The sequence below is a fragment of the Pseudomonas sp. W22_MBD1_FP4 genome, assembly GCF_052113765.1.
Taxonomy (GTDB): domain Bacteria; phylum Pseudomonadota; class Gammaproteobacteria; order Pseudomonadales; family Pseudomonadaceae; genus Aquipseudomonas; species Aquipseudomonas sivasensis.
In genome coordinates this window covers 121,672-147,862 of sequence record NZ_JBGQOI010000016.1, presented here as the reverse complement: position 1 = coordinate 147,862, position 26,191 = coordinate 121,672, and the positions used below count along the sequence as shown (strand labels likewise).

The following is a 26,191-nucleotide window of genomic DNA, read 5'->3' as shown; positions in this document are numbered from 1 at the left end:
CCTAACAACCACAAAAAGACCGTTCATCACAGAAACCTGTTCATGACAGAAAGCCTGATCACCACGCAAAGGCCAGACTCCACCACCGGGCTTCACCGCTGTCAGTCACCCAATCCTGTTAAATCCTTGCCTGATCCTCTGAATATGGCGGCCAGCAGATAGATACCCCTTGCGCGGTGGTCTAGAGTTCGACGATGGGCGACTTCTCGTCGCACCACTCCTATAAGAAATCAGCACCACCAACCGATGATCAGCAGGTGAGCCAGCCATGGAATTACGTATCAACCAAAAGGCCTATCAGGTCGAGGCCGAAGCCGACACGCCATTGCTGTGGGTAATCCGCGACAATCTGGGCATGACCGGTACCAAATACGGCTGCGGCCTGGCCCAATGCGGCGCGTGCTCGGTGCTGGTGGACGGCAATGTAGTGCGTTCATGCGTCACCCCGGTAGCCGGGGTCGTTGGCCGCGAGATCACCACCATCGAAGCCATCGAAGCCGATGACGTGGGCAAACGTGTCGTGAGTGCCTGGGTCGAGCACCAGGTAGCGCAGTGCGGTTACTGCCAGTCCGGACAAGTGATGGCAGCCACCGCGCTGCTCAAGCACACCCCCGCTCCCACCAAAGAGCAGATCGACGCAGCGATGGTCAACCTGTGCCGCTGCGGTACCTACAACGCCATCCATACCGCCATGTACGACCTGGCCGCCGGGAAGGAGACTGCCTGATGAATATGCCAGGACTCATCCCCGGCCTCTCCCTGGACGAGCCGGTCAACCTGTCCCGCCGACGCTTCCTGGCTAGTACGGCCGTGGGGGCGCTGGTCATCGGTTTCGGCCTGCCGCTCGGCTCGGGCCGGGTGCAGGCTGCCACCGGCGCGACGACAGAACGTGGCACCCAAGTGCCGGCCTTTCTGGAGATTCGCCCGGACGGCACTGTTCGCCTGCTCAGCCCCTTTATGGAAGGCGGTCAGGGCACCCACACCGCCATGGCGCAGATTGTCGGCGAAGAACTCGACGCCGACCCGGCCACGTTCATCGTTGAAGCTGCGCCGCCCGGTGAGGCTTATGTGGTGATGGACAACGGTATGCGCATCACCGGCGGCAGCATGTCGGTGCGCATGAGCTATCCCACCATGCGTCGCCTGGGCGCCCTCGCCCGCGCCATGCTGCTGCAGGCCGGCGCCGAGCAGCTAGGTGTGCCAGTGGCCCAATTGACCACTCAACCCGGCCGCGTGGTTCACGCTGCGTCCGGTCGTTCCCTGGGCTATGGCGAGTTGGCCAGCCGCGCCCTGGACATGCCGGTGCCTGACGCCGCGAGCATTACCCTGCGCGACCCGAGTCAATTCCGCTGGATCGGTAAACCGGTCAAGCGTGTGGACGCCTACGACAAATCCACTGGCAAGGCGCTGTACAGCATCGACCTGAAAGTCGACGACATGCTCCACGCCGCCGTGCAACACGCGCCGCGCCTGGGCATGACCGTGGGCAGCCTGCGTAACCAGGCGCAGGTCGAAGCCATGCCAGGCGTGCACTCGGTGCATCAACTGCCTGGCGCAGTGGCGGTCGTCGCCGAACGCTGGTGGCATGCCAAGCGCGCGGTAGAAGCCATCCAGGTCGACTGGTTGGAAGCGGCCGCTGACGCCAAAGTCCGCGCGATGCCCGCCGACTTTTCCAGCGATGGCTTCCGCGATTTCCTCGCCACCCAGCAAGGCCCGGCCCGTGACGATGAAAACGAAGGCGATGTGGCCGGCGCACTGAAAAACGCCAAGACCCAGATCGAGGCCACCTACCACAACCAGTACGTCAATCACGCCCAGTTGGAGCCGCCTTCAGCCCTGGCGCGTTTCAACCCCGACGGTTCCCTGGACATCTGGCTGCCCAACCAGGCGCCGGACATGTTCCGCGCTGACATCGCCAAGCGCACCGGCCTGGCGCCTGCACAAATCAATCTGCACTCACCGCTACTGGGCGGTTTTTTTGGCCGGCATTTCCTCTATGACTCGGCCAGCCCTTACCCGCAGGCCATTGCGCTGGCCAAGGCGGTGGGCCGACCGGTCAAGCTGATCTGGAGCCGTGAAGAAGAGTTCCTGCGCGATGTACTGCGCCCGGTTGCGGTGGTCAAGTTCCGGGCCGCGCTGGATGCCGACGGCCTGCCCGTTGCCATCGAAGCCGTCAGTGCCACCGAAGGCCCCAGCGAAGCCATCGCCGGCAAACAGGGCGAAAAACTCGACCCCACGGCCCTCGAAGGCCTGACTGGCAAGAGCTACGCCATCCCCAACAAACGCATCGCACAGATCTATGTCAAAGGCCCGGCCATGCTCGGCTACTGGCGGTCGGTGGGTAACTCGCTCAATGACTTCTTCTACGAAGCGTTCCTCGATGAACTGGCCGACCAAGGCAAACGCGACCCGTATGAGTTGCGCCTGCATTTGCTGCGGGACAACCCTCGGTTGACGACTTTACTCAAAGCGGTGGCCGAGTTGTCCGGCGGCTGGAAGCGTGGCCCTTACACCGCCGAAGACGGCACACGACGAGCGCGTGGCGTGGCCATGGCCTCGCCGTTCGGTTCTCACGCGGCGGTGATCGCCGAGGTGTCGATTGAACACGGCCAGGTCAAGGTGCACCACATCTGGGAAGCCATCGACCCTGGCAGCATCGTCAACCCGGCGATTGTCGAAGCTCAGGTCAACGGCGCGGTAGCCCTGGGCTTATCGCAGACTTTGCTGGAGGAAGCGGTGTACGTGGACGGCAAGCCACGGGCGCGCAATTACGACCTTTACCCGATCCTGCCGCCGTCACGCATGGCGCAGGTGCACGTAAAGATCATCGAGAGTGGTGAAAAGATGGGCGGCATCGGTGAGCCTCCGCTCCCCGCTGTGGCGCCGGCCGTGGTCAACGCGGTGGCGCAATTGACCGGCCAGCGTGTTCGCAGCCTGCCATTAAGCCGACACACCTTCAGCTAACCGAGCGAGACCGCCCATGAACAACCGTCGATTCGCAAGAACCGTAGGCTGGCTCGCGCTGCCCTGCGTCATCGCCGCCGGCCTGATGGCCTGGTATGTCACCCGCCAACCGGCCACACCGTTTGAACCGGCACAGGCCGCCAGTTTCGACCCGGCCCTGGTCAGTCGCGGCGAGTACGTCGCCCGCCTCAGCGACTGCGTGGCCTGCCACAGCCTGCCCGACAAGGCACCGTTCGCCGGTGGCCTGGAAATGGCCACGCCGCTGGGTGCAATTCACGCCACCAACATCACCCCGGACCCTACCCACGGGATCGGCACTTACAGCCTCGCCGACTTCGACCGAGCGGTACGCCACGGCGTGGCACCGGGCGGCCGACGGTTGTACCCGGCCATGCCCTACCCGTCGTATGCCAAGCTCAGCGACGACGATATACAGGCGATGTACGCGTTTTTCATGAAAGGCGTGCAACCGGCCAACCAGCCGAATATCCCCAGCGATATTCCCTGGCCGCTGAACATGCGCTGGCCCATCGCACTGTGGAACGGCCTGTTCGCACCCACAGCCACCTACGCCGCCAACCCCAACCAGGACGCGCTGTGGAATCGCGGCGCCTACATCGTCCAAGGGCCTGGCCATTGCGGCAGTTGTCACACGCCGCGTGGTCTGGCCTTCAACGAAAAGGCCCTGGATGACTCCGGCAAGCCGTTTCTCGCTGGCGCCCTGCTCGATGGCTGGTACGCACCCAGCTTGCGCCAGGACCCCAACAGCGGCTTGGGCCGCTGGAGCGAGCCTGAGATCGTGCAGTTCCTCAAGACCGGCCGCAACCAGCACGCGGTGGTCTACGGCTCGATGACCGAAGCGTTCAACAACTCCACCCAGTTCATGGCCGACGACGACCTGGCGGCCATCGCCCGCTACCTCAAGTCGCTGCCCGGCGACCCGCAGCGCGACGGCACGCCCTGGCAGTACGTGACCGCCGACGCGCGCCCGGACGCACCCGGCGCCCACACCTACGCAACCCGGTGCGCCTCGTGCCACGGCGCTGATGGCAAAGGCCAGCCCGAGTGGATGCCGCCCCTGGCCGGCGCCACCTCGGCGCTGGTCAAGGAGACGGCGTCAGCGATCAACATCACCCTCAATGGCGCACAACGCGTGGTCGCCGCTGGCGTGCCGGATGCGTATCGCATGCCGGCGTTTCGTGAACAGTTGTCTGATCAGGAAATCGCCGACGTGCTGACGTATGTGCGCGGTACTTGGGGTAATCAGGGGGGCGCGGTGGACGCCAAGGCAGTGGGTAAACTGCGTGGGCATACGGACCCTGCGAGCAGCAGTCCGATTATTTTGCATATGCGTTGAGGCGGGCCAACCCAAGGATTTTCAGAGCGCCTCAGGCAGAAAAAACCTGCGCGCGCTCTGTGTTGTTGGTGCGTGCCTGAGGGGTTGCTGACGGGCGAGTTGCGCCTGAACCTGCGCGACGGCCTCCAACACCCGCTGCGCCCAGTGCTCGTCCTGAGGGTCCACCACCACCACGCGAAAACCGTGGTCATGGCCTTCAATGCGCACACCTTCGGAGTCATCCACATGCAGGTCGATGTCGAAGGCCGGTGGGAATTTCGACGGTGAATTCGACAGCCCGTGCGCCGTCAGTGCCTGGTTATGCAGCACGCTGTTGACCACGCCGTCGACACGGATGCCGTACAGCATCAGCCACCGTCGGATATAGGACGGCGTGCGACCGGACGAGGTATAGACCCAGATGCTGCAGCCCTGGCGGCGGAGTTCGCGGGTCAGGGAGCGCGTGCCGATTCGCAGCGGTTCACCCAGCCAACGGTGCACGCAGGCCGGCAGCCGGCTCGGCTCGACGTCGCAGTGGTGGAGCTGGCAGGCCAGGGTGTCGTCTATGTCGAACGAAATGCGGATGCGCGGGCGCTTAAGCAGTTGCATCGGGAGAAGGCGCTGGAGGGCCTGCCCTGCCCTGGCGAACAGGAGAGAATCGCTCATCAATGGCCCCCTTGGGCGACGGGCACGGCCTGGTCTTTAAGAAAAAACTTCATTGGATCCGGTGCCTGTTGTTCGAGGAAGGCTGCGTATTTTTTCTTGATCTTGGGCAATTCGTACAACGCCTTGACGCCATGTTTGGCTGAGTTGCGGATGACTGATGAGGGGTTGAAGTAGCCTTCGGCGTTCTCCAGCGACAGCACGAACGGCGGCAATCCTGCACGCATCAGCAAATAGCTGACAATCAGCGAGCCGCTGCGGTTGTTGCCTTCGATGAACAACTGCGGCTTGCTGAGGATGCGTACATACACCCCGGCTGCACGCTTCCAGACCGATTCACTGCGGTACGCGCAGTACCAGTTGTACAAGTCCTTGATGCCGCCCTCGACGTTGTTGAAGAAGTGTTCTTCGGTCGCCGCCAGGTGCTGGGCGTATTCCAGTCGGCGGGTCGGGTCGCTGCCACAGAGTACGGTGGCGTTGATCTCCAGCATCAGGTTCAGTTGCTGAAGGTCAAACAGGTCGACGCCCCGCGCCACGTAGTCGTCAATCAGCGCATAGCCTTCAAGCACGTTATGCAGCACTTCGTCAGTCAACGGATCGCGCGGCTCGGTAAAGTCCCGACTGAGCTCGGCAAAGCGCTGCTGTACCTCACGCAGTGCACGTTCAATCGCGGGCAAATCAAGGCGTCGTGTTGCTGGCATTGGCATTCCTATAAACAGGTGAAAATGCGCGAGCGTCCGAGCTCGCGCAGGGTTCAGCTGAACTTACCGGTGATGTAGTCACCGGTCATTTGCTCGCGCGGGTTCTGGAAAATCTGCTCCGTAGGGCCCATCTCAACCAGATAGCCGGTACGCGTGCCTTGGGAAATATCCACCGAGAAAAACGCCGTGGTGTCAGCCACACGAATGGCTTGCTGCATGTTGTGGGTCACCAGGGCAATGGTGTAGTCCTTCTTCAGCTCAACCATCAACTCCTCGACACGGCGCGTGGCAATCGGGTCGAGTGCCGAGCAGGGCTCATCGAGCAACAGCACTTCTGGCTCGGTGGCGATGGCACGGGCGATACACAGGCGTTGCTGCTGACCACCAGACAGCGACAGGCCGCTGACCTTGAGTTTGTCCTTGACCTCATCCCACAACGCCGCACCTTGCAGGGCGTGTTTGACGCGGTCACCCAGGTCGCCTTTGTAGCGGTTCAGGCGCAGGCCGAAAGCGACGTTGTCAAAGATGCTCATCGAGAACGGGTTCGGCTGCTGGAACACCATGCCGATATAGCGGCGCACGACCACTGGATCCACGCCCTTGCCGTAGACGTCCTGCCCGAGGAAGTGCACGTGGCCCTCAAAGCGGAAACCTTTGACCAGGTCGTTCATGCGGTTGAGGCTACGCAACACGGTACTTTTGCCGCAGCCGGAAGGACCGATGAAGCCAGTGATCTTGTTCTTTTCGATCGGCACATGGCTGTCACGTACGGCCAGGAAGTTGCCGTAGAAGATCTTATCCAGCTTGCAGTCCATGACCACAGGCGCCTGGGTGACAAACGGAGCGGCTATTTGCGCAGTTGAGACGTTCAAGATTCAGATGCTCCCGTTTTCAATACTTTGGCTTGCCGAAAATACGGCTCACGATATTCACGACCAGCACGATCATTACCAGTACCAGCGACGCCGCCCAGGCGAGTTCAAGCTGGTTGTCGAAGGGCATGCCGGAGAAGTTGTAAATCAGCACGGCCAGCGAGGCCGTCGGGTTCATCACCGCCAGGCTGCCGTCGTGGTAGATCCAGTAGTTGCTGAACAGTGCGGTAAACAACAGCGGCGCGGTTTCGCCTGCGGCGCGAGCCACGGCAAGCATCACGCCGGTGAGGATTGCCGGCAGGCCGGTGGGCAGGACGATTTTCCAGATCACTTGGGAGCGGGTGCAGCCCATGCCGTAGGCGGCGTCCTTCATGATCTTGGGCACCATGCGCATCGATTCTTCAGCAGTCAGGACCACGATCGGCAGCATCAGTACCGCCAGTGCCACACCACCGGCCGGAGCCGAGTAGGTGCCGGTGGTCATGACTACCAAGGCGTAGGCGAATACACCGGCCAGGATGGAAGGCAGGCCGGTGAGCATCTTCGCGGCAAAACGCGCGGCGTTCGCCAGCTTGCTGTCTGGGCCCAGTTCGGCGAGGAAGATCGCCGCCATGATGCCGACCGGCACGGCGATGGCAGCGGCGATGCCGACCATCACGAAGGTACCGGCCATCGCGTTGCCGAAACCACCGCCGGTCTCGAAACCAGTCGGCGGCAGCTCGGTGAACACTTCAAGGCTCAGGCGCGCGCCGCCACGCATGATCAGCATGTAGAGCACGGAAATCAGCGGCACACTGGCCAGTAGCGCGCCTGTCCAGACCAGGGTGGTCAATACCAGGCTGCGCAGGGCGCGGCCTTCGAACCGGCGCTGCAGGCTGGGCATTGCACCGGCGGGGGACGTCAGGTCGGTTGCAGCAGTGAGATCAGTCATCACTTATTACCCCGTTGGGCGTACATCATGATCATGGAGCCGAAGATATTGACGATCAGCGTGATCAACATCAGCACCAGTGCGGCGTACATCAGCACCTCGATCTCGTTCGGCCCGGCTTCCGGGAAGTTCAGCGCCAGCAAGGCCGCCAGGGTATTGGCCGGTGCGAACAGCGACAGAGAGATGTTGTTGGCATTGCCCACCAGCATGGCCAGGGCCATGGTTTCACCGAGTGCGCGGCCCAGGCCCAGCACCAGGGAACCGAAGATGCCGGTAGCGGCGGACGGCACCATCACCTTGAGAATCGCTTCCCAGTGAGTGGTGCCCATACCGTAGGCCGCTTGCTTGGTTTTCATCGGCACGGCGGTGAGGGCGTCCTGGGACACGGCAGCGATGGTCGGCAGAATCATGATCGCCAACACCAGCGCGGCCGGGAGCAGCCCCGGACCGCTCAAGGAGGTGCCGAAAAAAGGGATCCAGCCGAGTTCGGTGTTCAACCAAGCGGTCAAAGGCCGGATCGCCGGAATCACCACGTAAATGCCCCACAGGCCATAAACGACGCTAGGAATGGCCGCGAGCAGTTCGACGATAGTGCGAAACACCGCCGCCAGCTTCGCCGGCAAAAAATCTTGGGTAAGGAAAATCGCCATGCTGACGCCGAAAACACCTGCGATCAGTAACGCGATGAAGGCACTGTAAAGCGTGCCCCAGATGGCCGGCAGAATGCCGTACTTGCCTTGGTTAACGTCCCAGACGCTTCCGAAAATCACGTCAAAACCGTGCTTTTCCATGCCTGGAAGGGCCTTGCGCCCGACTTCAAACACCAGGGCAAACACCAACGCCAGCACCAGAACCACACCTATCCGCGCAAGCGCACGGAAGGTGCGATCAACCAGGAAGTCCTTCGTAGAAGGTGGCTGGCAGGCAGAGTCCGGGTTACCCGGTACGACAAAAGGTGTGTTCATTGGCTAATTCCGGAACAGGGGGGTAACTCTCCCGGCAAGGCTGACAGCACCCGCCGAGAGAGGCCTCACGGGCGTTACTGGATGTTGGCGGATGCTTTGCGAACCTGATCGACTACCGATGGCGGCAGTGGGATATAGCCCATCGAGTCAGCGATTTTCTGGCCTTCGGTCAGGCTGTATTCGACCATTTCACGCATGGCCTTGGCCTTGGCCGGGTTGCCGTTGTCTTTGCGGAAGATCATCCAGGTGTAGGAGGTGATCGGGTAGGACTTGGCACCGTCCGGGTCCGGCAGCCAGGCCACCAGGCTTTCCGGCATCTTCACCGCAGCCAGTGCTTCGGCACCGCTTTCGGCGTTAGGAACCACGTACTTGCCGGCCTTGTTTTGCAGCTGGGCAAAGTCAACCTTGGCCAATTTGGCGAAGCCGTATTCGATGTAGCCAATCGCGCCTGGGGTCTGGCGTACGGTGGCGGTCACGCCATCGTTCTTCGGCGATTTGATGAATTTGTCGCTGGAAGGCCAGTTGACGGTGTTGCCTTCACCCAAGTCCTTCTGGAACTGTGGGTTGATGGCCGCCAAGTGCTTGGTGAAGACGGCAGTGGTACCGCTGGAGTCTGCACGCACGACCACGGTGATCGGCATATCCGGCAGTTTCAAGCCAGGGTTGGCAGCGACGATCTGCGGATCGTTCCACTTGGTGATCTTGCCCAGGAAGATGTTGGAGTACACATCGCGTGGCAACTTCAGCTCTTTAGGATTGCCTGGCAGGTTGAACGCCAGCACGATTTCGCCCGCGGTCATCGGCAGCAACTGCACGCCTTCGGCGACCTTGGCAATGTCTTCATCTTTCATGGCCGAGTCACTGGCGGCGAAGTCCACGGTTTTGTTCAGGAAGTCCTGAACACCCGCCCCGCTCCCCTTGGATTGGTAGTCAACCGTGACGCCATCGGTCTTCTTGCTGAAATCCTTGAACCAGGTGAGATAGATCGGCGCTGGGAAACTGGCGCCAGAACCTGTCAGACGGACGTTTTCGGCGGCAAATACCGAGGTGGCACTTAGAGAAACCGCAACGGCGAGTGCAGCAGACTTCATCAGACGTTTCATTCAGGGAAATCCTTGTGATTACGGGCTCCCGGAACTCTGCATCAGCATTGTTACGCTTTTATGAAAATTGAATGGCAAGCCGCTATTTTGTCCCCCTTTTGCGCCACAGCTACGCATTTCGCTGTTGTTTAGTGGCGCCGGTAACTTTTCTGCCCGGAAGGCGTAAGGCAAAACACCCCGCCCCGTGGCCCGGTACAGTACGCACCGCTACCGCAGCTGCAACTCTGCGAGCGACCTTGCAGCGGCTGCACGGCGGGGCGTGCCAGGCGGTTGCCCGTGTAGGCGGTGCAGCTTTTTTTAGAAGCGCTTATGGAGCCGTCGTTGCACAGGAATACATCCCCATCACAACCAGCGATACCTCCTTTACGACCTGAACACGGCGTATTGGCCGCCAGGACGGACAGGCTCGACAGCATCAAAATAAAGCCCAGGACAAGTACGCGGATAAGGCCAGGAGACATTAGGAATACTCGAAATAAGTGGCCCAATGCTATCAATCTTTGAGCACAGCCGCTGGCGATTAACGCAGCTTTCTCATGCATGCAGCCGAGCTTCGTTCTTCGTCTCCCGCGCGCCAAAGCCTGAGCAAAGCGAGGTCTATCTGATCTACGGAAATCAAAATGTGGGAGGGGGCTTGCCCCCGATGAGTGAGTGTCAGCTAATCATCGGTGACTGACACACTGCCATCGGGGGCAAGCCCCCTCCCACATTTGGACGGAGTTCAGTTTAAGAACCCGGTCGGCGCCAAGGCCGCCGAGCTCTTGCTTTTGATCTGGAGTCGCCCCGTTAACCACGTTGCTACTTACGCTTAGGGCGTCGGCACCACGTCCTTGAACACCAGCCCGTGGCTACCACTCACCTGCCACGGATTGCCCCCACCGGTCTGACTGAACACCACACGCTCGAAGCGTGAATCTTTCAGCCCATCAATACGCGCCTTGGCCGCGCCGCTGAAGCGCACACGCTCGAACACCAACCCCTGATGATAGGCATTGTGCGCGGCATCGCCCTTGACCTCGATCGCCGCGCCCTGGGCATTTTCCACACTGACGTCAGTCACGCGGATGTCCCTGAACTGCCCGGCAATCGTGGAGCGCTGATAATCGAGTTTGGCGTTCGGGTCGTTGTAGTCGAGGGTGAAGATGAACGCCTGCTTGACCGTGTTGCGAATCGCCGAATCCCGGAAGATAACGTTGCGCGCGCCCCCGCCCATGAAGTTGGTGCTCTTCATACGCAACCCGGCATCAGTGCCGTCGGAGACGTTGTCTTCAGCCAGGATGTTCTGGATCCACGCACCGGTATGACTGCCGGCCACCACCATGCCGTGGCCCTTGCGGAAGTAGTTGTTGAAAATCCACGCATCTTCCTGGGGCGGCTGGTGCACGGCATTCGCACCAGTGCCGGCGGCGAAGTTGACGCAGTCGTCGCCGGTGTCAAAGAAGTTGTTGAAGACCATCGCGCCCTTACTGTTGGCGAATTCGATGCCGTCGCCGTTGTTGGCGTCGTAGGTCTTGTGGGTGGTGTTGGCCAGCACCACGTTTTCGGTCTCCAGGTTCATGATGCCGTGGAACGCCGGGTTCACCACGGTGAAGCCGCCGTAGAACACGTTCTTGACGTTACGCAGGGTGATCAGCGAGGAGCGCATTTGCCCATACGCGTCCTTCACATTCATGCCGCGAGCGACGGCTTGCTCCACCTGGGCCTTGGCAAGCAGGCCGTCCTGGGCATAGCGGGTGTTGTCGCTGGGCAGGTAAAACGGCAGTGCCTGGCCACGCTCATCGACGACATCGGCGTTGCGCTTCCAGCCATTGCCGTCGAGGGTTCCCTTACCGACGATGCGGATGTTTTCAAATGACTGATGCTGGCGCGGATCGCGGGGCAACGCGTTGATCAGCGAGGCCGGGCGTACGGTGGTGGAATACGGGTATTGGATGTAACCAGCCAACGGGTAATCTTCGGCGCGCTCTGAGCCGAGCAGGGTCGCCCCTTCGGCGATCTCCAGGGTCATGTTGCTCTTGAGGTAGAGCGCACCGCTTTTGTAGGTGCCTTTGGGCAGCAGGACTTTACAGCCCGGGGTGCAGGCATCAATGGCGCTCTGGATGGCCAGGGTATCGAGTTGATTGCCATCGCCCTTGGCGCCGTACTTTTTCACGTCAAACAGGGCCGCGACCTTGGTGGTGCGTTGCTGCACGGGGGCACTGTCTGCCGACTCCTTGCCGTTGCCATCCACCGAACGCACGGTGAAACGGTAGGCCGTGTCGGGCTTCAGGCCCTGGGCGGTGTAGCTGTGAATGCCGATGCGATGGTGGAAATTGGCCGTGTCCTGCCGGTAGAACTGGTCGATGTAGGGCTTGGCCGGTGACACCTGATCGTTGTTGGCGTTGGCACTGCCCAGCAAGGTGCCGTTGGCGTACACCCGGTAATCCTTGATGCCGGCATGATCAGCGGGTTTTTCCCAGACCAGGATGATGTGCTGGTCGTCATAAGCCAGGGTCGGGACTTGCACTTTCGACGGTGCCTGCAGCGCCCAGGACAGCGAGCTGCAACCCAGGGCGATGAGGGCCAGTGCGCAACGCGCTGAGGATTTTTGCGAGGGTTGATACGGCATGTTGTTCTCCTTGTTTTTGCCGGTATTAACGTTGAGGGCTACATCGGTCGCCCGGACTCTTCGAGGTATTGGCTGCGGTTGATGAATCTTTCGCGGGGCATTTCGCGCACGTCCATGGACAGTGCTTCGACCTGTGGCAGCAGTTCAACCAGGGCGGCGAGTGTCGCCGAGGCGAGGCTGCGTTGTTGTTCGGCCGTGCGCCCGGCGAACAGATACAGGGCCACGTGCACGAAGTCGTCTTGAGTGGTGCCGCAGCGATAATGGGTGAAGCCGTTGAGGCGCACTTTAATGTCGCCGGGCTTGAACACGCCGAACCCGTCGAGGGCGTCATGCACGGTGGCGAGCAGACGTTGTTCGCCGACGCGTTGGGCCAGGGTCGCGGGGCAGTCGATGATGCAATGGGGCATGGTGGACTCCTTGCAGGCAGACCGGACAGCGGCGCCATCAGGGCGCCGCCGACCAACGTTTTATTGAGCGCCGAGGGACTTGATCAGCACCGCCAGTTGCTCCACTTCATCGGGCAGCAGATCGGTCAGTGGCGCGCGTACCGGGCCGGCGTCGTGGCCAACCAGGCGAGCACCGGCCTTGACGATGCTCACGCCATAGCCTTCACAGCGGTTACGAATCGCCAGGTACGGCAGAAAGAAATCATCGATCAAACGGCCTACGGTGGCGTGGTCGTCGGCGGCCACGGCGCGGTAGAAGTCCATCGCGGTTTTCGGGATGAAGTTGAACACCGCCGAGGAGTAAACCGGCACGCCGAGGGCTTTGTAGGCGGCGGCATAGACTTCGGCAGTCGGCAGACCACCGAGGTAGGTCAGGCGGTCGCCCAGACGACGGCGGATGCTGACCATGGATTCGACTTCACCAATGCCGTCCTTGAAACCAATCAGGTTCGGGCAGCGTTCGGCCAGTTGTTCCAGGCTGTCGGCGTTGAGGCGGCACAGGTTGCGGTTGTACACCACCACACCGAAATCCACCGAGTTGCACACCTGCTCAACATGGGCCACCAACCCTTTCTGGCTGGCTTCGGTGAGGTAATGAGGCATCAGCAAGATGCCGGCAGCGCCCAGGCGCTCAGCTTCTTGGGCGTAGGCAATCGCTTGGCGCGTAGGGCCACCGGCACCGGCGAGGATCGGCACCTGGCCTTTGCAAGTGTCCACGGCGGTCTTGATGATCTGCGTGTATTCCTTGGGCTCCAGAGAGAAGAACTCCCCGGTACCCCCTGCCGCGAACAGCGCACTGGCGCCGTAAGGTGCCAGCCATTCCAGGCGGCGTGCGTAGGTGTCGGCGCGGAAGTCGCCAGCGGCATCAAAGTCGGTAACCGGGAAGGAGAGCAAGCCGGAAGACAGGACTGTTTTTAGTTCTTGTGGCGTCATGTTCACAAACCTTTGTTCGAAATTTGGATGGAATACCTTAAGAGGTAAGTCATCGTACAACTACAAAAATAGTAAAGCTACCCTATAAGTGCCTATCTTGAGAAAATTGCCATTTAACCCAATGAAATAGACACTTATCTGAAAAATCACATCAATCGAGAAAAGCCATGTTGTACGATGACTAAGCGTTTATCCCACACGCCGCCGCTCAGACTCCTGACTGAAGTCGCGGCTGGCCTGCACCAGCATGCGCGTGTAATCGTGCGCCGCTTGATCCTGGCTCAGGGCCTGGCAGTCGAGCAACTCGACGATCTTGCCGTGCTGCATCACCGCCACCCGATCGCACAAGTGAGTGACTACACCCAGGTCATGGGTGACCAGTAGGTAGGTGAGTTTCTCGCGCTGGCGCAGGTCCGCCAGCAGGTTGAGGATCTCGGCCTGGACCGAGACATCCAGCGCCGAGGTCGGCTCATCCAGCAGCAGTACCCGCGGCTCCAGAATCAAAGCGCGCGCGATCGCCACACGCTGGCGCTGGCCGCCGGAGAGCTGGTGCGGATAGCGAAAGCGAAAACTGTCGTTCAGACCGACCTTGAGCAGGATCTCGTTGATGCGGTCGTCCTTGTCCCCTACCCCATGGATAATCAGCGGCTCGCGCAACGCGGTGTCGATGGTGTGCCGGGGATGCAGGGAGCCGTAGGGGTCCTGGAAGACCATCTGCACTTTGCGAAAATGCTCCTTGGGAATCTTGTGCTGCAGCGGCGCGCCGGCAATGCTCAGCTCGCCGCTCCAATGCCGGTATTGCCCGGCCAGGCAGCGCAGCACGGTGGTCTTGCCCGAGCCGGACTCCCCCACCAGACCGAACGATTCACCGTCGGCGACACTCAGGCTCACATCGTGCAGCACTTGGTTGATGGCAGCGCCTGTGCCGAAGCTCAGGTTCAAGGCGTGCGCTTGGATCATGGGCATGGTCAGGTTCCTTATTGAGTCAGCCAGAGAGGATCGCGCTTGAGCACCGGCAAGTGCACGCGGCGGTTGTCCATGCTCGGCAGCGCGGCTAGCAGGCCACGGGTGTAGGGATGTTCGGCGTACTGCAGGTCGCAGGCGGCCAGGGATTCGACGACGCGCCCGGCGTACATCACCAGCACGCGGTCGCAGTAGTTGCGCACCAGGTTGAGGTCGTGACTGACGAAGATCAGCCCCATCTGCTGCTGGTCCACCAACTCTTCCAGCACGTTGAGCACTTGCTGGCGCACCGAGACATCCAGCGCCGAGGTGGGCTCGTCGGCGATGATCACTTCCGGACGGGTGATCACCATCATCGCGATCATGATGCGCTGCCCCATGCCGCCGGAGACTTCATGGGGATACAGGTTATAGACGCGCTGCGGGTCGCGGATATGCACCTGCTCCAGCATTTGCAACACGCGCTCTCGCGCATCGCTGCGGCTGGCCTTGTGGTGGGCCAGGTAGGCTTCGGCGATCTGATCGCCGACCTTGACCACCGGGTTCAGCGAGTACTTGGGGTCTTGCATGATCATCGAGATGCGCTGGCCGCGGATCTTCTGCATGGCTTTTTCACTGGCCGACAACAGGTCGACCTCGCCAAACGCCATGGCCTTGGCGGTGATTTTGGCGCTGGGCGGATGCAGCTTCAGCAGGCTGCGACCCACGGTGGACTTGCCGGAGCCGGACTCACCGACAATCGCGAGTTTTTCCCGGCCCAAGGTAAAGGACACATCGCGCACGGCGTGGGTTTCTTTCTGGCCACTGACGAAGCGCACATTAAGCCCTTCGACATTCAGTTTGATGGCGGACATCAGGTGTTCCTCCGATTATTCGCTGCGCGGATCAAGGATGTCCCGCAGGCCATCGCCCAGCAGGTTGAAGGCCAGGCTGACCAGCATGATCGCTGCCCCTGGAACCGCCACCAGCCACCAGCATTCGAGCATGTAGCGGCGGCCGGTCGAAATCATGGCGCCCCACTCCGGCAGCGGCGCCTGGGCACCCAGGCCGAGAAAGCCCAAAGCGGCAGCGGTGAGGATGATCCCGGCCATATTCATGGTCAGGCGGATGATCACCGAGGACAGGCACATCGGCACGATATGGCGCAGGATAATCCGCGCCGGCGACGCGCCTTGCAGCTCCACTGCGACGACGAAATCAGCGTTGCGCAGGGACAAGGTTTCGGCCCGCGCCAGCCGCGCAATCGGCGGCCAGGAGGTCAATGCAATCGCCACCACCGCGTGCTCCAGGCCAGGGCCGAGGGCCGCGATAAACGCCAGTGCCAGGACCAGGCTGGGGAAGGAGATGAAGATATCGGTCAGGCGCATGAACACGGTATCGACCGCACCGCCGAAGTAGCCCGACACGGTGCCGATAAACAGCCCGATAGGCCCGACGATCACTGTGACCAGGGCGATGATGTACAGCGTGATCCGCGAGCCGTAGACCAGCCGGCTGAAAATATCCCGGCCATATTCATCGGTGCCGAACCAATGCGCCGAACCCGGTGCCTGCAACGCGCCGGCGAGGTTCTGCACCACCGGATCATGGGTAGCGATCCACGGTGCAAAGGCCGCGACCACCACCAACAGCAGCGCCACCAGCAGGCCCGCCAGGGTCATAGGGTTACGCAGCAGGTGACGCAGCACGCGCAGGCCACTCTTGCAAAAGGCATCAAAGCTGGAGCCTGGCGAGCGGTCCACCGGGCGCTTCGTCGCCGATTCGATGGAAGACAGATTGGCATTCATAAGCATCTTCTCTGTGTGAATTCTGGAAGCACTCAACGCTGCTTGTAGACACCCAGGTAGCGGGTGGCCTCGGCATCGTCACCGGTGAAGCCCTTGACGTCGGCAGCGCTGACCACGGTGTCGGTCATCTGCGAAATCATCAGGATCGGCCCCACTTGCTGGTCGTAGAGGGTTTGCGCCTGGTGATACAGGCTGACCCGCTGCGCCGAATCACGCGTCACGCCGGCCTGGTCGATCAGGGTGTTGATCTGCGGGCTGAAGAACGAGGCGCGCCAGCCCTGGAAGTTCGGTAGGCCGGCGTCGTCGCTGTTGTTGGGGTTGTAGGCAAAGGTGCGCAGGCTGAAATACGGGTGCGGGTAACGCTCGGCGCCCCTGGCCACGATGATCTCGAAATTGCGCGCGCGCATCGCGCCGTACACCTGGTTACCCGTGCCGGTGACGATGCTGGCCTTGATCCCGCCTTCGGCCAGGGTCGCTTGCAGGCGCGCAGCGATATCAATGAACGGCGGTTCCGACAGCGTGCGGATGGTGGTGTTGAACCCCTCGGGGTAACCCGCCTCAGTCAGCAGGGCTTTCGCCTTGGCCACGTCCATGTGATAGCCCGGATCCGGCAGGCGTGCTTCCAGACCCAGTTGCATCGGCTGCTGGTTGAGCGTTCCGTAATACGGCATCACTTGTTGGTCCAGGCCCTTGTAGTCGATCAGGTTGCGCACCGCTTCACGCACCTTGGGCTTGGCGAATTCCGGTTGTTTCATACTCATGGCGACGTAGTACATGGTGCCGCGCGGCAGCGACTGCACTTGGATCTTGTCCGAGCCGTCGATGGCGCGAATGTCCGGCGCGGCCATGCCGTAGGCCAGGTCGAGGTCACCGCGTTCGAGCATCAGGCGCAGGGACTGGGATTCGGTCATGTGCCGCACCACCACGCGCTTAAGCTTCGCCGCGCCGCCCCAGTAGCCGTCGAAACGGGTCAGCAACAGGGAATCGTTGGCGCTCCATTTGGTCAGCACGAAGGGGCCACTGCCCGCCTCGTTCGTCACCAACCAACCGGCGCCGAGGTCGCCGTTTTTTTCATGGGCCAGGGCGGTCTTGCGGTCCACTACCACAGCGCTCGGGGAGATCGCCAGAGAGTCCACCAGCAGCAGCGGGTCCATGGTCTGCGGCAGGTCGATGACCAGGGTGTGAGCGTCCGTGGCGCGGATCAGCGATTGGATATTCTCAACGCTGTAGCCGTAGGCCTTCCAGGTGGTGGCCAGGCCGAAGTTGAGCTTCATCACGCGGTACAGCGACCACGCCACGTCTTCGGCGGTCAGCGGGTTGCCCGAATGGAACTTCACGTCCTGGCGCAGATGAAACGTTACCTGCTTGCCGTCCTCGCTGATGTCCCAACGTTCGGCCAACTGTGGCAGGTGTTTTTCCGGGTTACCCTGGTCACGCTTGATCAGTGTGTCGTAAAGATTGGCGTTGACGCCGGACGCATCCAGGCCGGGCGCGTTGGCCGGGTCGATGGAAAACAGGTTGACCATGCTCATGCCGACGATCAGTTGATCGGCCGGGGTCTTGGCGTTGGCCAGGGTCATCGGGCCAAGCGCGAGCACAGCGGTCAGCAGGCCAAGGTGCAGTTTCGAAAATGTCATGAAAAATTCCTTCTTCTTATAGTTTTATCGGTACTGCGCGACGCATTAACGGGTGCGCGGATCAAACACCTTGTACAAGGCATCGCTGATCAGGTTGAGCGCGACAAAAATCAAGCCGATCACCAGCACGCAGCCCATCACCGCATTCATGTCGCCAAGCATCAGGCTGCTGGTGAGGTATTGGCCGAACCCCGGCCAGGCGAATACGGTTTCGATCAGCACTGCGCCTTCCAGCAGCGAGCCATAGGCCAGTGCAACGACGGTGAGCAACTGCACGAGGATGTTGCGAAACGCATGCCCCCACACCACTTGGCGACGGGACAAACCCTTGACCCGCGCAGTGATGATGTACTCCTGGGACAACTGCTCCAGCATGAAGCTGCGGGTCATGCGGCTGATGTACGCCACCGAGTTCAGGCCCAAAATCAGCGCCGGCAACACGATATGCCGCAGGGCGCTGGCGAAGGCTTCCCAGTCGCGGGCGAGCGATGTGTCGATCAGCAACAGGCCGGTGACTTCGGGCACCATGCCGTCGTAGGCCAGGTCGATGCGCCCCGCGCCGCCCGCCCAGCCGAGCCAGGCGTAGAACACGAGCAGGCCCATCATGCCTAGCCAGAAAATCGGCGTGGAGTAACCGAACAAGGTGATTACCCGCGCCACATGATCGCCGAGCCGCCCTTGGTTGCTCGCCGCACACACGCCCAGCGGCAAGCCGATCAACACGCCGAACAGAATCGCCAGAGTGGCCAGTTCGATGGTCGCCGGGAACACGCGCAGGATGTCATCCAGCACCGGGTGACCCGTCAGCAACGCGTTGCCGAAATCACCGTGGAGCAGGTCATTGAGGTAAAGGCCGAATTGGGTCCAGATCGGCTTGTCCAGGCCCATCGACCGGTACACCTGGTCGTAGGTGGAGCTGTCGGCATCCGGCCCGACTACCGCCAGCACGGGGTCAAGCGGCATGACCCGGCCGATGATAAAGGTCAGCGCCAACAGGCCGAGCAACGTCACCAACACGGTGCTGGCGCGCCGCAGGGTATTGGAAGCGCGAGCGCCCATGACAGAGGCAGTCATAACAAACATAGTGAGCTCCTGGTAAATCGATCAGCGCTTTTTGTAGACGTCTTTGTAGCGCGTGGTCGCAGCGGTATGGCCCTGGAAGTCGGCCACGTCGGTGTACACCACCACGGTGTCGGTCATCTGCGAGACCGGCAAAATGGCTCCGACCTGTTGATCGACCTGCTCCTGAATCTCGCGGTACTGAGTCAGTTGCTTACCGGCATCCGGCTCGACTTCCGCGCTCTCAATCAACTGGTTCAACTCAGGGCTGTAGAACGATGTGCGCCAGCCCTGGAAGTTGGTGAGCTTGGCTTCATCGCGGTTATCCGGGTTGTACACCAGGGTGCGCAGGCTGGAATGGGGATGCCGCTCCGCCCCGCCACCGCCGCGACCGACGATGATGTCGAACGTGCGCTCGCGCATGGCGCCGTAGATCTGGTTACCAGTGCCGGTGATGATGCTGGCTTCGATGCCGGCCTGGGCCAGGGTCGATTGCAGGTTGGAGGCGATGTTGATAAACGGCGGTTCGGCCAGCACGCGGATGGTGGTCTTGAAGCCGTTCGGGTAACCGGCTTCAGCCAGTAAGGCTTTGGCCTGCTCGACGTTGAGCTTGTAGCCAGGGTCCGGCAGGCGCGCGGCCAGGCCCAATGGCAGCGGCCGCTGGTTGAGCACGCCGTAATGGGGCATGACCGTCTGGTTGATGCCCTGGTAATCGATCAGCGAGCGCACGGCCTTGCGCACACGGGCGTCGGCGAACATTGGCTGCTTCACACTCAGGGCCACGTAATACAAGGTGCCGCGTTGCAGGGTCTGGGTGCGTACTTTTTCGCTTTTCTGCAGGGCTTCGATGTCCGGCGCGGACATGCCTTTGGCGATATCCAGGTCACCGCGCTCGATCATCAGTCGCAATGACTGCGACTCGGTCATGTTGCGCATCACGATGCGCTTGAGCTTGGCCGGGCCGCCCCAGTAACCATCGAAGCGCGTCATCAGGATCACGTCGTTGGCACGCCAGTCATTGAGCACGAATGCGCCACTGCCGGCCGCGTGAGTCACCAGCCAGGCGGCGCCCATGTCGCTGCCCTTCTGGTGTTCGAGGACTTTTTTGCGGTCGAGGATGAACGCACTGGGCGAGGTCGCCAGGGTGTTGAGCACCAGCAGCGGATCGGTCGGCCTTGGCAGTTCGATCACGAAGGTGGTGGGGTCCGTGGCGCGCATGTAGCGCTCGACGTTTTCGGCGGTGAAGCCGTAGGCCTTCCAGGTGGAAGCGAGTGCGAGGTTAAGTTTGAGCACCCGGTGCAGCGACCAGGCAACGTCTTCGGCGCTCAAGTCATTGCCGGACTGGAACTTCACCCCGGTGCGCAGGTTAAAGGTCAGGGTCTTGCGGTCCTCACTGACCTGCCAGCGCTCGGCCAGCGCTGGCACCAGTCGGTCTGGTTGGGCGACGTCCTGCACCAGCAACATGTCATACAGGTTGGCGTTGATTTCCGACACATCCAGACCCGTGGCGGCAGCTGGGTCGAGGGACAACAGGTTGATCATGCTCATGCCGACGATCAGTTGATCGGCCGGCGTTTTGGCAAAGCTTGCCGGTACGGCGGTAACGGCCAGCGCGGCGACGAACACCCGCGCCCACAGCGAAGGGAAAATGCTCATAACAAGAGTGCCTTTTTTATATTTATAGGGCTCTTGATCAGCCCGACGCATGCCGGACTGACCGTGTAAACGTCAGAAGCTTTTAAGCGTATTGGTCTCGATGTAGTTGAAATCGATGTCTTCGCCCAGGCCCGGCAAGTCGGACAGGTGCACAAAACCGTCGTTGTCCATCGGGTCCACCAAGCGATTGAGGTAGGCCGGTACTTCGTCGTAATCCAGGTACGGGTGGAGCAGGCCACGCTCGTACCAGGTGCAGTTCTTGATCGCACCGACCACCGCCAGGTTAGCGGCGCCGTTGCCGTGAATTTCGCAGTCCATGCCAAACGATTCGGCCAGGTGCGCGACCTTCAGGCACGGCGCAATACCACCGACGCCCGCGACACCGGCACGCAAGATATCGCACACATCGTGCTTGACCCAACTGGCGCGGGCGAGGTGTTTGCCGGACAGGGTTTCCGGGCCGAGCACCGGAATATCCAGCTGCCCCGCGAGCCAGGCATAGGACTCGGCTGACTCTTCCATCATCGGTTCTTCAAACCAGGCGAAGTCGAGTTTCTCCAGCTCGCGACCGATGTACAGCGCCTCGGTGCGGCTGTACCAGTGGTAACCGTCGAGCATCAACGCGATGTCCGGGCCCACCGCCTCACGCACAGCAGCGCAAGCCTTGACGTCGATGCGCGGGCTTGGCGCGAAGGACACCGGCGGCATCCAGGTGTGCAGCTTGATTGCCTTGTAGCCACGCTGCACCAGGGTCTCGGCAAAGCGGCCGTAGTCTTCGGGGGTTGCGAGGCCGCCGGGCAGTTCGTCGCCACACATGGTCGAGCCGTAGGCCGGCACCTTGTCGCGGAAACCACCGATCAACTTGTGCACTGGCACGCCGAGTTTGCGTCCTGCCCAATCCCACAGAGCCTGCTCAACCAAGGCCAAGGCGCGGTCGGTCAGTTGGCTGGCGCTGCCACGCTGCCAATGGGCGAGGTCTTGCCAGATCTTTTCGCGATCAAAGGCGTTCTGCCCCACCAGCACTTTGCGCACGAACCCATCCAACACATAAGGGCGGATCAATTCAGGGGCGCCGAATGCAAAACCCTCCTGGCCGTCTTCAGTCTGGATGCGCAGCAAAGCCATCTGCGCCTGGGTGACATCACCGGGGTGAGCATGGCCGGCGCTGTCCACTGCGCGGCGGGTCGGGTAGGAAAATACCTGGACGTTGACTGCTGTGATTCTCATGGACGTCTTAAGCCTTCTTATTGGATTTGAGACAGGAATGTCGTCTGTTGCGACCGATCATAGGTCATCGTACAACACTTGAAAAGACCCAATAACCTGCCCCGCCATTCACTGCTTTTCACGTGAAACGCCGTAAAACCCCTATTTTTAAAGACAACTAAGGAATAACGAAGATTGCTGTAAAGCCCTATTCGACGGGGACATATGTTTCAAAGTGTTTCAAAACGATCGATGGGCGGTAGACGAGTCATCTTGTCGTACGATAACGTATATCGGCACCTTAGATGAGAGCCACACGCAACAACGTATTGCCGTAGCAACCGTCAAACGACCCTAACAAAAACAAAAAAGAAGACCGTATGAACACCACCCTACGCACGCTCGTTACTGCCCTGACCTTCAGCCTGCCGCTCTACGTCAGCGCTGACTCTGCCAGCATCAACTACCGCCACCAGTTCACCGAGGAAGACAGCGCCCACGCTGATCGAATCAAGCTCAACTACCGTCTGGACAGTGGCCTGGGATTTGAAGCGGAGATGAAATACCGCACAGCCGGGGACCGTGAAGATGTCGCGTACGACAACATGGTCAACAACGGGCATGAGTTCACCGTCAGCTACAACTACAAGCTCAGCCCGCAATCGACGTTGACCCCCGCGTTCCAGATGGACAGCTCGAAGGACTCGACCACCTACAAGCTGGGCCTCAAGTACAACTACAAGATCAACGACGCCTTCTACGCCGCCACGCGCTATCGCCTGGACACCAAGAAGCTGGACCGCGATCAGGTCAACGAGGATTTGCCCGATCACATCAAGGATGACCAGACCACCCATCGTTTCGAGGGCTGGCTCGGCTACACACCGGCCAGTAAGTGGGCGTACGAATATCAGTTCATCTATTTCAAGACTGACTACATCCGCTACGACAACAAGAAGAGCGATTACGAACAGAACCTGATCGTCAAATACAAGCTCACCAAGGAATGGGCCCCGTTCATGGAGATTGGTGACGTGAAGGTCAACTCCACCTCAGAAGACCGTCAGGCGCGGTGGCGCTTGGGCGTTCAATACAACTTCATGTAAAGCCCCCTCCCCGCGACTTGCCTGGCGAACGCGCATCGCTCGCCAGGCAATCGCTTTGCATTCAGCGCTCAATGGAAGACCTGACCATGACCACACAACCCAAACCCTTCACCCGCATTTTGCTCACCGGCGCCGCCGGCGGCCTGGGGCAGATCCTGCGGGAAACCTTGCAGGCCCATGCCCACATCGTGCGCGCCTCGGACATCAGTGCGATGGCGCCCAGCGCGGGTGAACACGACGAAGTGATCCAGTGCAACCTGGCCGACAAGGCTGCCGTGGCGGCGCTGGTCGATGGCGTTGACGCGATCGTGCATTTGGGCGGGATTTCAGTGGAGCGGCCGTTCGAAGAAATTCTCGACGCCAATATTCGCGGCACCTTCCACATTTACGAGGCGGCGCGACAACAGGGCGTCAAACGGGTTGTGTTCGCCAGCTCCAATCACGTCACCGGTTTTTACCCTCAAGACGTTGAACTGGATGTGCACGCACAGCGCCGCCCGGATGGTTACTACGCGCTTTCCAAGGCGTACGGCGAAGACCTGGCGGCGTTCTACTTTCATCGATACGGGATTGAAACCGTGAGCTTGCGCATCGGCTCGTCGTTCCCCGAACCGCGCAACCGGCGGATGCTGCACACCTGGCTGAGTTACGCGGACCTCGATCACCTGGTGGCCCGCGCCCTGCTGGCCAAGGATGTGGGGCACAGTGTGGTGTATGGCGTTTCGGACAATAAGGAGCGCTGGTGGAGCAATCGGCACGCCGAGCACCTGGGCTTTGCGCCGCAGGACAGCTCGGAACCCTTTCGCGCCAAGGTCGAGCAGCAACCGCAACCGTCGGCGGATGAGCCCGGTGGCCGACTTCAGGGCGGCGCGTTCACCGCAGCGGGGCCGTTCGACAATTCAGCGGCGGCGGCTTCATAGGCCTGGCGCATACGCTCGCGACTGTTGGACAAGTGCAGGCGCATCGCGGCGCGAGCGGCGTCTGCGTCACGGCGCAGGATGGCTTTGTAGATATCCTCGTGCTCGCGGCTCAGGCGCTCCAGGTAAGGTTCCTTGTTGGCGTTGGCCAAGCGTTTTGAGTGCAGGCGCGTACGCGGCAGGATGTTGACCCCCAGGTGCAACATGATGTCGGTGAAGTAGCGATTGCCGGTGGCCAGCGCGATCTGCTGGTGAAACTGGAAGTCCGCCGATACCGCGTAGTCGGCACTCACCGCCCGCGAATTCAGCGCGTCCAGCGAGTCGCGCATCACCTGCAATTGCTGGTCGGTGCGACCCAGGCAGGCCAGACCGGCAGCTTCTACTTCCAGACAGATGCGCAACTCCAGCACTGCCAGCACGTCCTGCAAGGTGACGATGGTGTCAGGGTCAATCCGAAATCCGCTGGGGCTGGGAATATCCTTCACAAACGTGCCGACACCGTGCCGCGTTTCCACCAGGCCAGACGCTTGCAGACGCGAAATGGCCTCGCGCACCACGGTGCGACTCACACCGTGCTCGGCCATCACTTCAGATTCGGTAGGCAGCTTGGTTGCTCGCGGGAGCTCCCCGCTGCAAATGCGCCGGGAAAGCTCGGTGACCAATTCTTCAGCCAGACTGCGGTGCCGGCGGCGAACGGTGGGCTGGACGTTCGGGTTGTCCATCAAGAACAGGTATCTCGGTTGGCGAATGAATGCCCATCATAGCGCATTCAGTTGTACGACAACCTTCCCTTTAGCCCGCCCCGCGTCCCCATAGGCCAAAGCCTGCGCCGTGGACTCAAACACGCACCCGTTACTGTGGGCGATAGCGCTCAGCAGCGCGAGCCTGACGCAGCCCCGACAACAAGCCCTGACGCGCGGACTGAAGACCGTCCCAGCGCGCGGCGTCATGCAGTGGCGGGATGGTCACGAGTTCACGCCGGTCAAAACCGACCAGTGCGGCATCCACCAGCTCACCCACATCCATGACCTCTGGCAGCGTGTTGATGTCGATGCCCGAGCGCTCCCAGATTTCCGTACGGGTGGCTGCCGGCAACACCGCTTGCACATAAACGCCTTTGCCAGAGAGCTCAATGCTCATGCCCTGGGAAAGGAATTGCACGAACGCTTTGGTCGCGCCATACAGCGTCATTCCCAACTCCGGCGCCAGACCAACCACCGAGCCAATATTCACGATTGCCCCCTCGCCGGCCTGCACCAACCTCGGTGCGACTGCGCGGGCGAGTCGCGTCAGCGAGGTGACGTTCAGCGCGATCAGTTGCTCGATACTCTCGCCCGTCTGCGCCAGGAAGTCTCCCGTCTGGGCCGCGCCGGCGTTGTTGATCAGCACACCGATGCGCGTGTCATCGCGCAGGCGCGCTTCGACCACAGCCAAGTCCGCCTGCTGGGTAAGGTCGGCCTGTAGCACGTCGACATCCACACCGTGCTCCTGGCGCAAGCGCGCCGCCAGCGCTTCCAGCCGCGCCTTGTCGCGGGCGACCAGTACCAGGTTGTGGCCGCGCTGAGCGAAGCGCTCGGCATAGGTGGCGCCAATGCCGCTGGACGCGCCGGTAATCAGGATAGAAGAAGCGTTCGTCATGACTGTGCTCTCTGGATTAACGATGATTGAGTGTGGCGGGGTTTATGATGTCGATCATAATCTTATCCGTCAATGGTTTTGATGTTGATTGACATCAATGTATAGTGAGCACCGAAAACAGTCGTCACCAGCGAGGGTAAAGGTATGAGGGTCAGCAAGGCACAAGTGCTGTTAAACCGCGCGCACATCGTCGAAACGGCCTCCAGATTGTTCCGTGAGCGCGGCTATGACGGTGTCGGCGTGGCAGACCTGATGGCAGAAGCCGGGTTCACCCATGGCGGGTTCTACAAGCATTTCGGGTCCAAAGCCGACTTAATGGCTGAAGCCGCCGCAAACGGGCTGTCCCAATCGCTGACCAACAGCGCCGGGCTGGGCGCCGATGAGTTCTTCAATCGCTACATATCCAGAGAGCACCGTGATGCCCCCGGCCAGGGTTGCACGATGTCGGCCCTGTGCGGGGACGCGGCGCGTCAATCGCAAACGGTAAAGGCAACGTTCGCCGAAGGCATCGAAAACGCATTGGCCGCCCTTCAGCAGGACGCTGCCGAGCTGGATAAGGACGCTCGGGAACAGATGATCAACCGGTTCGCCCATGCGGTCGGCGCCGTGGTGTTATCCCGGGCCTGTCCCGATGACTCGCCATTGGCGGATGAAATTTTGGATGTGTGCCGCAAGGCAATGACCGTGTGAGATGAAAAGC

Annotated in this window: 25 protein-coding genes; 6 read left to right on the top strand and 19 right to left on the bottom strand. The window is 61.0% G+C overall.

Features of this window, described 5'->3' with window-relative positions:
- Nucleotides 1-268: 268 nt before the first annotated feature.
- From ACEN2T_RS20675 to ACEN2T_RS20665, 3 genes are read left to right on the top strand one after another with little or no spacing between them, the layout of a single operon-like run.
- Entirely contained in the window at nucleotides 269-727 is a 459-nt protein-coding gene (locus tag ACEN2T_RS20675; protein WP_032885461.1) for a (2Fe-2S)-binding protein, read from the top strand.
- A complete protein-coding gene (locus ACEN2T_RS20670) occupies nucleotides 727-2,964 on the top strand; it encodes a xanthine dehydrogenase family protein molybdopterin-binding subunit (RefSeq protein WP_122681338.1) in 2,238 nt (745 codons plus the stop codon). The genes ACEN2T_RS20675 and ACEN2T_RS20670 overlap by 1 nt, the downstream gene beginning before the upstream one ends.
- Nucleotides 2,965-2,980: 16 nt before the next feature.
- Complete coding sequence (locus tag ACEN2T_RS20665; protein ID WP_442117441.1) at nucleotides 2,981-4,321, top strand: c-type cytochrome; 1,341 nt, start codon at nucleotides 2,981-2,983, stop codon at nucleotides 4,319-4,321.
- Between the two features lie 21 nt (nucleotides 4,322-4,342).
- Here the strand turns inward: ACEN2T_RS20665 and ACEN2T_RS20660 are convergent, their stop codons facing one another.
- The 17 genes from ACEN2T_RS20660 to ACEN2T_RS20580 all read right to left on the bottom strand — a co-directional run bounded on the left by ACEN2T_RS20660 (nucleotide 4,343) and on the right by ACEN2T_RS20580 (nucleotide 21,851).
- Nucleotides 4,343-4,966, bottom strand: coding sequence for a hypothetical protein (locus ACEN2T_RS20660; RefSeq protein WP_442117440.1), 624 nt, complete (start codon nucleotides 4,964-4,966; stop codon nucleotides 4,343-4,345).
- Complete coding sequence (locus tag ACEN2T_RS20655) at nucleotides 4,966-5,664, bottom strand: hypothetical protein (protein WP_122681340.1); 699 nt, start codon at nucleotides 5,662-5,664, stop codon at nucleotides 4,966-4,968. Before ACEN2T_RS20655 ends, ACEN2T_RS20660 begins: the two co-directional genes overlap by 1 nt.
- A gap of 53 nt (nucleotides 5,665-5,717) precedes the next feature.
- Complete coding sequence (pstB, locus tag ACEN2T_RS20650) at nucleotides 5,718-6,479, bottom strand: phosphate ABC transporter ATP-binding protein PstB (RefSeq protein WP_050442813.1); 762 nt, start codon at nucleotides 6,477-6,479, stop codon at nucleotides 5,718-5,720.
- Between the two features lie 76 nt (nucleotides 6,480-6,555).
- Nucleotides 6,556-7,467 (bottom strand): phosphate ABC transporter permease PstA, encoded by a 912-nt coding sequence (gene pstA, locus ACEN2T_RS20645; protein ID WP_032885467.1) that lies wholly within the window; start codon nucleotides 7,465-7,467, stop codon nucleotides 6,556-6,558.
- A complete protein-coding gene (pstC, locus tag ACEN2T_RS20640) occupies nucleotides 7,467-8,432 on the bottom strand; it encodes a phosphate ABC transporter permease subunit PstC (protein WP_032885468.1) in 966 nt (321 codons plus the stop codon). The genes pstA and pstC overlap by 1 nt, the downstream gene beginning before the upstream one ends.
- A gap of 74 nt (nucleotides 8,433-8,506) precedes the next feature.
- Nucleotides 8,507-9,535 carry a phosphate ABC transporter substrate-binding protein PstS gene (pstS, locus tag ACEN2T_RS20635; protein WP_032885469.1) on the bottom strand — a complete coding sequence of 343 codons (1,029 nt, stop codon included), beginning with the start codon at nucleotides 9,533-9,535 and terminating at the stop codon, nucleotides 8,507-8,509.
- A gap of 128 nt (nucleotides 9,536-9,663) precedes the next feature.
- Complete coding sequence (locus tag ACEN2T_RS20630; RefSeq protein WP_375803678.1) at nucleotides 9,664-9,951, bottom strand: hypothetical protein; 288 nt, start codon at nucleotides 9,949-9,951, stop codon at nucleotides 9,664-9,666.
- 392 nt (nucleotides 9,952-10,343) lie between these two features.
- Entirely contained in the window at nucleotides 10,344-12,143 is a 1,800-nt protein-coding gene (locus ACEN2T_RS20625; RefSeq protein WP_442117439.1) for a glycosyl hydrolase family 28 protein, read from the bottom strand.
- Between the two features lie 38 nt (nucleotides 12,144-12,181).
- On the bottom strand, nucleotides 12,182-12,550 hold the full coding sequence (locus ACEN2T_RS20620) for a 5-carboxymethyl-2-hydroxymuconate Delta-isomerase (protein ID WP_442117438.1): 369 nt from the start codon (nucleotides 12,548-12,550) through the stop codon (nucleotides 12,182-12,184).
- A gap of 60 nt (nucleotides 12,551-12,610) precedes the next feature.
- Nucleotides 12,611-13,522 (bottom strand): 5-dehydro-4-deoxyglucarate dehydratase, encoded by a 912-nt coding sequence (gene kdgD / locus ACEN2T_RS20615; protein WP_032885472.1) that lies wholly within the window; start codon nucleotides 13,520-13,522, stop codon nucleotides 12,611-12,613.
- Between the two features lie 189 nt (nucleotides 13,523-13,711).
- On the bottom strand, nucleotides 13,712-14,488 hold the full coding sequence (locus ACEN2T_RS20610; protein ID WP_032885473.1) for an ABC transporter ATP-binding protein: 777 nt from the start codon (nucleotides 14,486-14,488) through the stop codon (nucleotides 13,712-13,714).
- Nucleotides 14,489-14,499: 11 nt separating this feature from the next.
- Entirely contained in the window at nucleotides 14,500-15,339 is an 840-nt protein-coding gene (locus ACEN2T_RS20605) for an ABC transporter ATP-binding protein (RefSeq protein ID WP_032885474.1), read from the bottom strand.
- A gap of 15 nt (nucleotides 15,340-15,354) precedes the next feature.
- Nucleotides 15,355-16,272, bottom strand: coding sequence for an ABC transporter permease (locus ACEN2T_RS20600; protein ID WP_122764069.1), 918 nt, complete (start codon nucleotides 16,270-16,272; stop codon nucleotides 15,355-15,357).
- Between the two features lie 32 nt (nucleotides 16,273-16,304).
- Nucleotides 16,305-17,909 carry an ABC transporter substrate-binding protein gene (locus ACEN2T_RS20595; protein WP_095186417.1) on the bottom strand — a complete coding sequence of 535 codons (1,605 nt, stop codon included), beginning with the start codon at nucleotides 17,907-17,909 and terminating at the stop codon, nucleotides 16,305-16,307.
- Nucleotides 17,910-17,954: 45 nt separating this feature from the next.
- Nucleotides 17,955-18,968, bottom strand: coding sequence for an ABC transporter permease (locus tag ACEN2T_RS20590; RefSeq protein ID WP_371260689.1), 1,014 nt, complete (start codon nucleotides 18,966-18,968; stop codon nucleotides 17,955-17,957).
- 45 nt (nucleotides 18,969-19,013) lie between these two features.
- A complete protein-coding gene (locus ACEN2T_RS20585) occupies nucleotides 19,014-20,624 on the bottom strand; it encodes an ABC transporter substrate-binding protein (protein WP_442117437.1) in 1,611 nt (536 codons plus the stop codon).
- Nucleotides 20,625-20,696: 72 nt separating this feature from the next.
- On the bottom strand, nucleotides 20,697-21,851 hold the full coding sequence (locus tag ACEN2T_RS20580) for a mandelate racemase family protein (RefSeq protein WP_095186416.1): 1,155 nt from the start codon (nucleotides 21,849-21,851) through the stop codon (nucleotides 20,697-20,699).
- Nucleotides 21,852-22,210: 359 nt separating this feature from the next.
- Between ACEN2T_RS20580 and ACEN2T_RS20575 the strand changes: the two genes are divergently transcribed.
- The gene (locus ACEN2T_RS20575) at nucleotides 22,211-22,936 is read left to right on the top strand and encodes an oligogalacturonate-specific porin KdgM family protein (protein ID WP_032885482.1); all 726 of its coding nucleotides are present in this window, start codon (nucleotides 22,211-22,213) and stop codon (nucleotides 22,934-22,936) included.
- Nucleotides 22,937-23,022: 86 nt separating this feature from the next.
- The gene (locus tag ACEN2T_RS20570; protein WP_095186447.1) at nucleotides 23,023-23,856 is read left to right on the top strand and encodes an NAD-dependent epimerase/dehydratase family protein; all 834 of its coding nucleotides are present in this window, start codon (nucleotides 23,023-23,025) and stop codon (nucleotides 23,854-23,856) included.
- Here the strand turns inward: ACEN2T_RS20570 and ACEN2T_RS20565 are convergent.
- Both ACEN2T_RS20565 and ACEN2T_RS20560 read right to left on the bottom strand, forming a co-directional pair.
- Nucleotides 23,796-24,575 (bottom strand): FadR/GntR family transcriptional regulator, encoded by a 780-nt coding sequence (locus tag ACEN2T_RS20565; RefSeq protein WP_442117436.1) that lies wholly within the window; start codon nucleotides 24,573-24,575, stop codon nucleotides 23,796-23,798. The two genes, ACEN2T_RS20570 and ACEN2T_RS20565, sit on opposite strands and share 61 nt — an antisense overlap.
- 130 nt (nucleotides 24,576-24,705) lie before the next feature.
- The gene (locus ACEN2T_RS20560) at nucleotides 24,706-25,491 is read right to left on the bottom strand and encodes an SDR family NAD(P)-dependent oxidoreductase (protein WP_442117435.1); all 786 of its coding nucleotides are present in this window, start codon (nucleotides 25,489-25,491) and stop codon (nucleotides 24,706-24,708) included.
- Nucleotides 25,492-25,635: 144 nt separating this feature from the next.
- On the opposite strand from ACEN2T_RS20560, the gene ACEN2T_RS20555 reads away from it, so the two are divergent.
- Nucleotides 25,636-26,181 carry a TetR/AcrR family transcriptional regulator gene (locus ACEN2T_RS20555; protein WP_442117434.1) on the top strand — a complete coding sequence of 182 codons (546 nt, stop codon included), beginning with the start codon at nucleotides 25,636-25,638 and terminating at the stop codon, nucleotides 26,179-26,181.
- The last annotated feature ends 10 nt before the right edge of the window (nucleotides 26,182-26,191 follow it).